The following is a 12,193-nucleotide window of genomic DNA, read 5'->3' on the forward strand; positions in this document are numbered from 1 at the left end:
CCGGCGGCGCGGGCCCGGTCGATGGCGCGGCGCAGGGACTGGGACCGGGCGGTGCTTCCCCAACTGGCGTTGACGATGCGGGCGCCGTGGAGACGCGCGTAGTCGAGGCAGCGGACGGCGTCCGAGGTGGCTCCCTGTCCGTCGTCGCCGATGAACTTGAGGGCCATCAACCGGACCCGCCAGGCGACCCCGGCGGTGCCGATGCCGTTGTTGCCGACGGCCCCGATGATGCCGGCAACGTGGGTGCCGTGACCCTGGGTGTCGGTCGGATCGCCGGAGCCATTGATGCCGTTGATGCCATGGACGTCATCGATGTACCCGTTGCGGTCGTCATCGCGGCCGTTGCCGGCGATCTCGCCGGGATTGACCCAGAGGTTGGCGGCGAGGTCTTCGTGGGTGAGGCGGATCCCGGAATCGATCACCGCCACGATGACGTCTCCGGCGTCGGTGCGGACGTCCCAGGCCTGCGGGGCGCGGATGTCGGCGGGGCGGGTGGGATCCGGGGGGAACCGGTCGTGCAGACTCCAGGCCCGGCCGGACAGGAAATCCGGATCGTTGGGATCGCGGGTGGTGCGGATGAGGTAGTCGGGTTCCGCGAATTCGACGAGGCGGTCCCGTTCGAGGCGGCGGAGGATGTCGTCGAGGCGGCTGCCCGCCGGTTTGCGGACCACATGGAGGTCGCCGAGGGCGGGGTGGCGGCGGAGGACCTCGGCGCCGTGGGTGCGGCACCACTGATCGAAGGCGCCGGGGGGAAGGTCGGCCCGGGGCACGACGATGAGCCGATCCGGGACGTGCGGATGACTGAGGTCCCAGGATTCGGAGGTGGCCGCGACGGCAGCGAGGGGGAGGGAGAGGGCGAGGCGCAGGACGACCGCGAGCCCGAGCGTGACGGCCAGGGGCGAACGAGGCGTGGTGGTTGGGGAGGACGAGGGATTCTGGAGGGGCGGCCTGGGTTCGGAAGGAGGGCTCATGGCGGTCTTGGGGCCTGGCCTGGGCGGGCCTGATGCCGGGCAACATCCCTCAGAACGGCGAATTTGGGAACGGCTACAGGGAGAATCGGCGGTCGGTCACGGAGATCCAAGGCGTGCAGGACCTGGCCAGAGACGTGGATGCCCGGCGGGTCGTTGTCTTTCCGGCCACTCCCGACGTCGCGTCTTGGGACACGTGTTTCACGATCGGTGGGAGCGGGTCGGGGCAAGACGGGCGATGGCGCGGGGAAGGTTCCAGCGGGCGGCGGCCAGGGCGGCGCGGGCGGCGGGTTCGGTGGCGTCGGTGAGGGCGCAGGCGATTCGAACGGCGCGATCGCGGAGCTTCCGGTTCGAGGGACGCAGATCGATCATCCAGTTGCCGCAGACCTTGCCCATGCGGGCCATGGCAAGGGTCGTGAAGAGGTTGAGGAGGAGTTTGGTGGCGGTGCCGGCCTTGAGGCGGGTGGAGCCGGTGAGGAATTCCGGACCGACACTGGGATCGATGACGACGGTGGGACGGGTGCCGGGACGGAACCGCAGGTGGGGTTGGAAGCAGATCAGGACCGTGGGAGCGCCCCGGCGCCGGGCTTCATGCAGGGCACCCCAGACAAAAGGGGTGCGTCCGCTGGCGGCGATGCCGACGACGACGTCGCGGGGGCCGACGTCCCGATGGGCAAGGGCACGGGCACCGGCAGGGAGATCGTCTTCGGCGCCTTCGCGAGACCGGAAGACGGCGTCGGGTCCTCCGGCGATGATGGCCTGCACCTGTTCGGGCGGGGTGCCGAAGGTGGGAGGGCATTCACTGGCGTCGAGGACGCCGAGACGGCCGCTCGTGCCGGCGCCAACGTAGAGGAGGCGTCCTCCCTGCCGGAAGGCGCGGACGATGAGTCGAATGGCGCGTTCGATGGCGGGTCGCCTCGCGAGGAGCGAGGAAGGGATACGGGCATCGTCGGCAAGCATCCGTTCGATGGCTTGGGACAGCGGCATCCGGTCGAGGTGGGTGGACTCGGGATGGCAGGCTTCGGTGGGGGACGGTTGGAGAGCGACGGGGAGAAGGTGGCAGGTGTCAGGCGGAACGGGCTGGGAGGCATCGAACCGCGGCGTGCCTGGGGATGGCATGCTGGCGACGGTCTCAAGGGGAGGGAGTTGGGCGGCGAGGGCGGCGGCGCCTTCCGCAGCGGAACGGCGAAGGGATTCGATGAGGGCGCCCGGCCAGTCGGAGCGGAGCAGGGCGGTCAGGCGTCGGGTGAGGGACGATGGATGACGCAGCAGTCCGCCCGCGAGGACGAAGCGGACAGGGGCGGGGCGACCGACCAGGCGCCGGGCACAGGCGAGGGCGGTGTCGGCCAGGTCGCGGGCGGCGCGTTCGATGACGGCGCGGACGACCGGATCGCGTCGGACGGCGGCGTGTAGGATTGCCGGGGCCAGTGCGGCGACCTGGGCGCGGGAGGCGTCGCGGATCCAGGGGATGAGGGCATCGGGTTCGTTGAGGTGCAGGGTGGCGAGGAGGTGGGGGCCCAACTGGCCCCAGCGGCCGTTGAGTTCGGCGTGTCGGACGAGGGAACGGAGGGCGTCGAGGGCAAGGGCGTAGGCGCTGCCCTGGTCGCCGAGCATGGGTCCCCAGCCGCCGGCCTTGGCGGAGTCACCCGAGGGGGTGCGTCCGAGACAGCAGGAACCGGTGCCGGCAAGGACGAGGACGCGGGGCAGGCAGAGCCGATTGGGCGGGGCGTCCATGTCAGCGGCGGCGAGGGCGGGTTCGAGGTCGTCGGTGGCAAGGCAGGGGACGCCGGGCCAGGCCCGATGCGCGGCCCGACGAAGGCGCTCGCGGTCGGCGCTGGTGCGGGTGCCGGCCATGCCGATGCCGACGGCGCGGGGCGGCGGGTGGACGGCGGCGATGTCTCTGAGCAGCCGGATCAGCGCGGCCTCGGAGATGGCCTGAAGGTTGGCCGGCCCGAAGGCCCTTGGCGGTGCGGAGGTGCCGTCAGCGTCCAGCCACACCGCCGCAGTCTTGGTTCCTCCGGCATCGATGCCGAGGAGGCCGCGTTGACCCGTTCCCGGAGAATGTCGCATGGCAGGGCGAGCGTCCGGCGGTCCGCGGTGCAGGGTCAATGCAGGGTCAATGAGGGGCTGGAGGGTACGGTCCGAGTGCCGAGTCTCCGACGGGCGCCCGTGCCGAGGGGCCGTTTCCCGGGTGACGCCAGACCCATGGACTGGCTTCCCGATCGTTCCCAACGCGCAGCCATCGGCCGGCCTCCTTGGCCGCAGCCATGCCGTAAGTTCGGGGGCGCAGGGTTGATCTTTTCGGGCAAGAGCTTCGTCGTCTAGGGGAGCGGCGTGATGTGGAGATGGCGGAAGTGGATTTCACCGCCTTCGGATTGGAGGGCAACGGGTCCTGAGAGCACTTCGACACCGGTGACCCGGTTCACCTCGACACCATTGATCCAGACCGTGTAGTTGGGACCCTCAGCAAGGATCTCGACGCGGTTCCACGAGCCGGGCGGCGCTTCGGCGTCGGTGGTCTTGCGGACGCCGTCAATGTCTCCGGCGAGAGGATGTGCGGCCACGTGGAAATGGCGGGGTTGATCCGGGGCGATGCGACGTCCTTGCAGCCCCAGCACATCGCCGGCGTTGCCGTGCATCAACTGGACTTCGACGCAGCGGGGGAGTGGCCTGGGGTCGCCGTCGAGTCGCGAGAAGAGACCGCTGTTTCCGGGGGGCGTGCCAGGAGCCCACCGGTATTCCGCCTCCATGCGGAAGTTGGTGAAGTTGCGGTCGGTTTGGAGATACCCGATGGGTTCACCGCGACAGACGAGGATCCCGTCGCGGAGGGTCCAGACGGCATCGCCGCGGACGGCGGGATCTCCAGTGACGGCGGTCCACCCTTGGAGATCCCGTCCGTTGAAGAGGCTGATGGGTTGGGCGGGACCGGAGTTTGGCCCGGTTGAGCAGGAGCCGAGGAGTGCGACCAGCGCGGCCAGTGCCGGTCCCATACGAAGGGCGAATCGGGATTGCATCGCGGCCAACCCAAGCGGGCCGCAGAAGTCGTGTCCAGAACACAGGGGCGATGGATGGGCACGGGGATCCTCGGAAGTGTTGCTCCTCGACCCGTCGGCCAAAATCACGTCGGCCAAATACTTGTTGACCCACTCTCGGGCCGGGCCGTCTCGATCCCGGGCAGAAACATAATCGGATGGCGACGGTGGATCCTCCCACAAGCCCGCCCCCCCTGGCCGCCCCCCCTGGCCGCACTCCCTGGCCGCACTCCCTGGCCGCACTCCCCAGTCGCCGTCCACCCGCGGGAGAGCATTCCGCAGCGAGGGAAGGGGACGGGGGGTGGGATGGAGAGAACGCCAAATACAAGGTCAGGCATTTAATTCATGACGCCGCACTAGAACAGGAATAATACAAAGGCAGGCACTTAGTTGATAACGCCGCGATCCCGTTCCAACCGGGCACCTCCAGGAAGAACGCCAAACGGAAGCCCCACTCCGCCGTGGTGATCGTCGCGGGCCGGAACCGTCAACATCAGTATGCCGGGCTTATTATGAGGCAAGGTCAATAATATAATGTCAGGCTTAGTATCTTGCGCTTGGGGTTGCATTCCCGATTCCCGGCTGGGCGGCCTGCGGGTCGTAGCCCATTCTTGCGGGGTTGAGTCACCAGGAAACCTACTATCGCCACAACGAGGCGTACGCCGAGTTCCTCGCCAATTGGGACGCGGCCTTCTACGCCAAGTACACGGACGCCCTGCGCCCGGACCGCCCTGGCGCGCGCGTGCTGGATGTCGGGTGCGGTGCGGGACAGGTGATCGGACGACTCGCTGCCGACGGCTTCGAGGCCTACGGGGTCGAGGTGTCCGAACCCAGCGTGGCCCGCGCGCGGCGGGTTTGTCCGCACGTCGAGGCCTATGACGGACGCCGTCTTCCGTATCCGGATGCCCATTTTGCGGCGGTCGGGACCCTCAACGTCCTCGAGCATGTGGATGAACCCGAAGCGTTCCTTGCGGAGCTGGTCCGCGTGGCCGAGCCGGCCGCGCGCCTGGTCGTCAGCAGTCCCAACTTTCTTCGTGTCCTGGGCCCCGGGTACCATCCGCGAATGCGGGGTCTCGCCCGGAAGTTCGGTAATCTCCGCATGCTGCTGGCCCGTCGGCAACGCCTCCGCGCCGCACCGCACGCCGTGCGGTTCGAGCGGATGCTGCCCATCCTGCGCCAGCCGTTTCAGCCCGACGACGACGCCATCGTGGCCACCAATCCCCTGGAGATCGCCTTCTTTCTCGAACGCTACGGCTGCACCATCGAACGCGTCGAGTGCACCGACCGGTATGTTCCCCGCCCCTTGGAATGGCTGCTCAATCTCACGCCCCTGAAATGGATCATGTTCAACGCCTTCGTCGTCGCGCGTCGCGCCTGACCGCCGCCGCCACTCTCGGGCTGATCCTTGCCGCCGCCGCCACTCCCGACGCGTCGTGTCTCACCGTCGGTCCCGAAGGCATCCGCTTCGGCCTCGTCCGGGTCGATGCAGGGGCGCGGACGGCGTCGTTCCCCGCGTATGTCAACATGACCAACGGCATCCTGGAGTACGCGGTGGTCACGGATTACGGGAAGGTCCATGAGAGCCTTCTCTTCACGGAGGCCAAGCCCATGGATGTGCAGTCCGCCCTCCTTCTGCTCAACGCCCGTCCGGTGGGAACCAACGGCCTTGATCTCCCGTCCGACCGGCAGCCGGCAGCCTCCAGGGTCGCCCTCCGAGTCGTCTGGGAGGAGAACGGTCGCCGCGTTGAACGCGCCCTTCCGGACCTGATCCGCCTCACGGAGGGGCCTCATGGCGCCATTACCGGAGCCCTTGCGCCCGGCCCATGGCTTTTCAACGGCTCGATGATCAGTGCCGAGGGATTCGCCGCCCATTTCGAGGGTTCCCTGATCTCTCTCATCCGCGACCCGGTCGCCATCGTCAACAATCCCCATCCTTCCCGGGATGACGACGAAATCCACGTTCCCGACCCCGGCCAGGTTCCCGGAGTGGGCACGCCCGTCACGGTCGAGATCACCGTACCCAGGACCGAATCAGCCCCTGCGGAACCCTGAACGGCGCGATCCGGTGCTGGCTCTTGCAGGCGTGGGAATGCCGTGTTTCGCGACACTGTCCTGAGCCCCCATCGGCGTCTGCCGAACCTTCCGAACCCGTACCCTCCGAACCCAACCTCTTCCCGTCGTCGTTCCACCCCATCCTCCCTGCCGCATGTCCCGCACGCCGAAAACGACCCGGCCGGCCCGCCTCTGGGCCCTCGCCATCACCGTGGCCCCTGAAGCGGACGAGGCCGTTGCCGAATGGCTGGCCCATTACACCGATCGGTCGCCCATCACCAGCCACAGCCGGGTCACCGGATTGAGCACCGTGACGGCCTACATCGAGGACCCCGGATGGTGGACACCCGTCCGGCGACGGGAAACGCGGCTGGCTCTGGGGGCTCTGAGGGAATTCGGTCTCGAGCCGGGCCCCGCGACCGTCCGCTGGCGACGCGTGGCGGACGCCGACTGGCGCGAATCCTGGAAGCGCCATTTCCCGCCGCTCTCGATCCAGGGCCGGCTCCTGGTGCGGCCGAGCTGGAGTCGGGCCCGTCCTGCCGCCGGGCAGGTCGAGGTGGTGTTGGATCCGGGACTTTCGTTCGGCACCGGACAGCATCCGACCACGGCCTTCTGCCTGCGGGAGGTGGTGCGCGGCCGGCCGCGTCGGGAGCCGGGCGCGCTGCTCGATGTGGGAACGGGCTCGGGCATCCTCGCCATCGCGGCCGCCCGGCTCGGCTATGCGCCGGTGGACGCCTTCGATTTCGATGGCGAGGCGGTGGAGATCGCGCGCCGGAATGCCGCGGCCAACGGAGTGGCCGACCGAATCCGGTTGCGCCGGCTCGATGTCCGGCGGCTCGCTCCCCGGCCCCGGCGTCGCTATGAAGTCGTGTGCGCCAATCTCACCGCCAACCTCCTGCTGGAGCACGCGGAGCTGCTGGTGGCGCAACTCGCCCCCGGGGCGCACCTGGTTCTGGCCGGAATCCTGGCCGGGGAATTCGAGTCCGTGGCCGACCGGTTCCTTGCCCTGGGCCTGCGCGAAGTGCGGCGCCGATGCCAGCGCGAATGGTGTTCGGGCTTGTTCGTGTGGCCCAGCGCCTGACAAGGAGCACCCTCCGTTGAAGCCAGCGGCGGACGCCAGTCGGTATCGTCGATGTTCCGCTATTCCGCCCGCAGCGCCACGATCGGATTGACCCGCGCCGCGCGCCGGGCCGGAAGCCAGCAGGCGACCAAGGCGACGCTCGTAAGCGCCACCGCGACGCCCAGAAAGGTGAAGGGATCGGTGGCCCCGACGGCGTAAAGCTGGCTCGAGAGGTAACGCGTCAGGGCCAGGGCCCCGGCCAGCCCGATGGCAACGCCCAGCAGCGTGAGCCGAAGCCCGCCATGGAGGATCATTCCCAGCACCGCACTCTGTTGCGCGCCCAGGGCCATCCGCACGCCGATCTCGCGCCGACGTTGCGTGACCGAATACGACATCACGCCGTAGATGCCGACCACGGTGAGCAGCAGCGCCACCGCCGCAAAGCTGCCCAGCAGGACCGTGTTCAGGCGACGCGAAGTCGTGGTATCCGCCAGCCGCTGCTCCATCGACATCACGTTGTGGAGCGCCTGGGTCGGGTCCACCTCCGCCACCACGCCCCGGACGGAAGGGATCAGGGTGGCCGGATCCCCGGCGACGCGGACGACGAAGCTCAGGGCGTCCCCCACTTCCTCCAACTCGGGGCTGTACACTTCCGGCATGACGTCTCCCGCAAGGCCACCCTGCCGCACGTCGCTGACAACTCCCACCACGGTGAGCCACGGCAGCTCACCCGACCCCAGGAGATGGATGCGTTTGCCGACCGCGCTTTCGCCGGGGAAGTGATGCTTCTCGAACGTCTCGTTGACGATCACCACGCCCGAGGCGGGACGGGCGTCCTGAGGCAAGAATGCCCTTCCGCTCTTCACCGGAATCCCCATCGCATGGAAGTAGTCGGGGGTGACTGTGGGGCGCGAGGCCGGCCTCACATTCAGTTCGCCCCTTCTCAGCCTGTTGAAGTCGATCGGTGGCCGGCCCTCGATCTCCACCAGGGTGATGCGCTCGAAGGGAGTGAGCGGAAGCGAATCGGTCGCGGCGGCCGACTGAACACCGGGCAGAGCCTTCAACCGCTCGACGACCTGTCCCACGAAGTGGATTCTCCGGGCCTGGGGCGTTCCCTCGGTCAGGGTTGCCTGAAACGTCAACACCCCTTCGGTGCGGAAGCCGGGATTCACCTCGGTCAGTCGCGCGAAGCTCTTGATCAACAGCCCGGCGCCGACGAGCAGCACCAGCGCCAGCGCCACCTCAGACACGACCAGGAGATGGCGAAACCGGTTGCGATGCCCGCCGGCATCCCCGCGGCCCGATACCTTGAGCGCGGCATTCACGTCCGTGCGCCAGGCTTGAACCGCCGGCGCGAGTCCGAATGCCACGCCCGTGATCACCGACACGCCGAGGGTGAACGCCAGCACCCACGCATCGATGCGAATCCCCTCCATCGCCGGCAGGGTCGCGCCGCCCCATTGCCCTAGCAGGTGGACGCCCCAGTACGCCAGGAACAATCCCAAGCCGCCGCCGATCAGAGAAAGCAGCACGCTCTGGGTGAGAAGTTCACGGGCGATCCGCCAGCGTCCGGCGCCCAGCGCGGCCCGGACGGCCATCTCGCGTTGCCGGGCGGCCGCCCGCGCGAGTTGGAGGTTGGCGACATTCGCACAGGCGATGAGGAGCACAAAGCCGACGGCGCCCAGCAACACCAGCAGTGCGCCCTTCACGCCGCCGACGACCTGTTCGTGCAGGCTGACCCATGTCAGGATGCCGCCGCCGCCGCCCTGGCCGGTTGAAGTCACGGACGGGCCACCCGGCTGAGGGCGCTGCGCAAGGGTCTGCAACTCGGCCTGCGCCTGTTGAAGCGTCACGCCGGGCTTCAACCGGGCGATGGCTTTGAGAAGCATGATCCCTTCGCCGTGCTTTACGAAGGTTCCCCCTGTCTCACTCAGAGCCATCGGGATCCAAAGCTGAAAGGGCTCGGGATGGCGAAAGCGCGCCGGAAGAACGCCCACGACGGTATATCTCTCCTGGTTCAAGGTGATGGTACGGCCCAGGATGTCCGCGGCACCGCCGAACCGGGAATGCCAGAGGCCATGTCCGAGAATGACCGACTTGGGACCCCCGGGCGTGTCCTCCTCCGAGGTGAAGTTCCGTCCCAATGCCGGATGGACGCCGAGCAGTGGAAAGAAGTCCGCCGTCACGGCACCGGCCATGACCCGTTCCGCCGAACCGCTCCTGGTGAGGGTCATGTCGCCGCCTTCATAGGCGGCGCTGCGCGCCAGGGACTGACTCCGGGCATGAATCTCGAGGAATGCGGCACCGCTGATGGAGGTGCCGGGTTCGCCGGACCAATCGGATCGCAACTGCACCAATTGGTCGGGGTCGGGATAGGGCAGCGGCCGGAGCAGGACGGCATGGACCACGCTGAAGATGGCGGTATTCGCCCCGATCCCGAGGGCGAGCGTGAGCACGGCCACCGTGGTGAAGCCGGGGTTCTTCAGCAACTGGCGGAGGGCGAACTTGAGGTCGGTCATGGGGACAGTTGGTAAAGGGTGAAGGGTTGAAGAGGGTGTGCCGGTGCATCGCTCTTCAACGGTTCATCTTTTCATTCCATTGAGTTCATTCACTTCGCAGAGCGACCATCGGATTCACCCTTGAAGCGCGGTGGGCGGGAATCCAGCAGGCCATCAGCGCGACGACGATGAGGACGGCGGAGACGAATCCGAATGTCGGCGGGTCGTGCGGCCGGATTTCGTAGAGCAGTCCGGCAAGCAGGCGGGCCAGGGCGAGCCCGCCCGCCAATCCGAACGCAACGCCGAGTCCGGTCAGGACGGCCCCTTGCCGAAGAACCATCCGGATCACATCCCCCAGTTGGGCGCCCAAGGCCATGCGGATGCCGATCTCCTGGATCCTTTGGGAAACGGAACAGGCCATCACTCCATGGATGCCGACAGCGGATAGAACGAGGGCCAGGACGGCAAACGCGGCCAGCAAACCGGTTTGGAGGCGACGTTCGGCCAGGGTGCCGTCGAGCAGAGTCGCCATGGGGCGGATGTTCTCGAGCGGCAGTTCCGGGTCGATCCGGGCAACGGTCTGCCGGAGAGATTCACTCAGAATGGCGGGGTCGCCATCGGTCCGGACGACCAGCGACATCAATCCCCAGCAGCTTTGGTCGATCGGCAGGAACATCTGCGGCTCGGCAGGCTCAGCCAGGTTCGAGTCCCGGAAGTCGCGCACGATCCCAATGATCTCCCAGAGGTCATTCGCGCAGTCGATGCGCTGGCCGATCACCTCGTCGCCCCTCAATCCCGGAAAGAACGCGCGGGTGAAGGACTCGTTGACCAGGACGGTCCGGGGCGCGTTCGCCGTGTCGCGCGCATCGAAATCCCGTCCGCGCAACAGGGTGGCGCCGATGGTTTTGAAGTAACCCGGCGTCACCTGCCGATACGAGGCGATGTTCGGCTCGTTCGCCTTCGGTGGCGGCCTGCCTTCGATGGACAGTGACGACTTCGAAATCATGCCGCCGTAGGGCAGACCGAAAACGGCTGAGGCTGATCTGACTCCAGGCAGGGCCGACGCCTCCGCCACAATCCGCTGAAAGGTCGCAGCCTGGATGGCCGCGGTGGGATACTTCCTTTCCGGAAGGGCCAGGTTGGCCGTGAGCAGGTTCGATGGCTGGAAACCCGGATCAACATCGTACAACATTGCGAAGCTGCGGAGAAGCAGGCCGGCCCCCGCAAGCAGGACCAGTGACAGGGCGATCTCGCCGACCACGAGGGCGCTACGGATCCGGTTCCGCCGGAAGCCCTCGGTCAGGCCACGCCCGTGCTCTTTCAGCACTTCGTTCAAATCTGTTCGCCAGGCAGAGATCGCCGGGGCCATGCCGCAGACCAGGCCCGTTCCGACCGCGATCACCAGCGAGAATGCCAACACGGTGGAATTCATCGAGATCCCGGCCATGCGCGGTAGATCCGATGGGGCGAGCGCCACAATGGCCGTGACACCCCAACGCCCCAGCAGGAGTCCCAGCCCGCCGGCGACCAGACTCAACAGCAATCCCTCCGTCACAAGTTGCCGGAGAATCCGGACGCGGCCGGCTCCCAGCGAAGTCCGCAGCGCAAACTCCCGGCTGCGCGCAGTCGCACGGGCCAGGAGAAGATTGGCGACGTTCGCGCAGGCGATCAGAAGCACGCACGCCACGGCACCAAGCAGCACCAGGAGGGGCCGCCGCGTCGTGCCAACTGTCTCCTCGTGGAGACCGATCAGGCTGCTCGAGAAGTCCTTGGACTCCTCGTGTTCCCCGGCGAGGCGGGCCGAGATGGTCTGCATCTCAGAGGCGGCCTCCTGGTGGGATACGCCCTGCTTCAGCCGCCCGATCACCTGCAGGTAGCGCGATCCACGGTCGGCGAGTTCTTCCGCGCTGAAAGCGGCGGGCGTCCATAACTCTGTCTTCGAAGACGGTATCCCGATTCGGTCCGGAACGACGCCCACGACCTCATACCCTTCGCCGTCGAGCTGGATGATGCGGCCAACGACGGCCGGATCGCCCCCGAATGTGCCCTGCCACATGGCCCGGCTTACAATCGCCACCCTGTGCCGGCCCACGGTTTCCTCCTCCGGGGCGAACGCCCGCCCGTTGACCGGATTCACCCCGAGCAGCTGGAAGAAATTCGCGGATACTCTGGCGGCATTGAGACGGCGGGCCTCGCCTTGGCCGGTGAGGTTGTAGCCCATGTAGGTCATCGCCGAGAGTGACTCGAAGGTCGAGCTCTGGTTCCTCCAGTCGAGGAATGTTGGCGGAGAGACAGGAACACCGTCCGCGCCTCGGGCTGGCACGGTTTCATGGATGCGGACCAGCCGCTCCGGCGCGGGGAACGGCAACGGAGCCAGCAGCACCCCGTGGACGACGCTGAAGATGGCGGTGTTGGCGCCGATGCCGAGCGCGAGGGTGAGCACGGCCACGGCGGTGAAGCCGGGGTTCTTGAGCAACTGGCGGAGGGCGAATTTGAGATCATTCATTGCGTAGGCTTTCGGTCTCAAGTGGTCAGTGTTCAGCAGATGCGGTCGCAAGTTTTCCGACGGCTCGCGGCCGGCGG

At 67.6% G+C, this 12,193-nt stretch carries 7 protein-coding genes; 3 read left to right on the plus strand and 4 right to left on the minus strand.

The genetic code is table 11. The annotated features are described in order from the left end of the window. Positions 1-1,169: 1,169 nt before the first annotated feature. Both KF833_05715 and KF833_05720 read right to left on the minus strand, forming a co-directional pair. Complete coding sequence (locus tag KF833_05715) at positions 1,170-3,038, minus strand: N-acetylmuramic acid 6-phosphate etherase (protein ID MBX3744788.1); 1,869 nt, start codon at positions 3,036-3,038, stop codon at positions 1,170-1,172. Between the two features lie 251 nt (positions 3,039-3,289). Continuing rightward, positions 3,290-3,982: a DUF1080 domain-containing protein gene (locus tag KF833_05720; GenBank protein ID MBX3744789.1), complete on the minus strand. Its 693-nt coding sequence runs from the start codon at positions 3,980-3,982 to the stop codon at positions 3,290-3,292. A gap of 637 nt (positions 3,983-4,619) precedes the next feature. On the opposite strand from KF833_05720, the gene KF833_05725 reads away from it, so the two are divergent. The 3 genes from KF833_05725 (at position 4,620) to KF833_05735 (ending at position 7,133) form a co-directional block, all read left to right on the plus strand. Beyond that, positions 4,620-5,378, plus strand: coding sequence for a methyltransferase domain-containing protein (locus KF833_05725; GenBank protein ID MBX3744790.1), 759 nt, complete (start codon positions 4,620-4,622; stop codon positions 5,376-5,378). Continuing rightward, positions 5,336-6,052 (plus strand): hypothetical protein, encoded by a 717-nt coding sequence (locus KF833_05730; GenBank protein ID MBX3744791.1) that lies wholly within the window; start codon positions 5,336-5,338, stop codon positions 6,050-6,052. The genes KF833_05725 and KF833_05730 overlap by 43 nt, the downstream gene beginning before the upstream one ends. 154 nt (positions 6,053-6,206) lie before the next feature. After that, entirely contained in the window at positions 6,207-7,133 is a 927-nt protein-coding gene (locus KF833_05735; GenBank protein MBX3744792.1) for a 50S ribosomal protein L11 methyltransferase, read from the plus strand. Between the two features lie 59 nt (positions 7,134-7,192). Here KF833_05735 and KF833_05740 read toward each other — a convergent pair whose 3' ends face one another. After that, complete coding sequence (locus KF833_05740) at positions 7,193-9,631, minus strand: ABC transporter permease (GenBank protein MBX3744793.1); 2,439 nt, start codon at positions 9,629-9,631, stop codon at positions 7,193-7,195. Between the two features lie 85 nt (positions 9,632-9,716). Further along, positions 9,717-12,116, minus strand: coding sequence for an ABC transporter permease (locus KF833_05745; protein ID MBX3744794.1), 2,400 nt, complete (start codon positions 12,114-12,116; stop codon positions 9,717-9,719). Between the last annotated feature and the right edge of the window lie 77 nt (positions 12,117-12,193).

Source organism: Verrucomicrobiia bacterium, assembly GCA_019634625.1.
GTDB lineage: Bacteria > Verrucomicrobiota > Verrucomicrobiia > Limisphaerales > CAIMTB01 > CAIMTB01.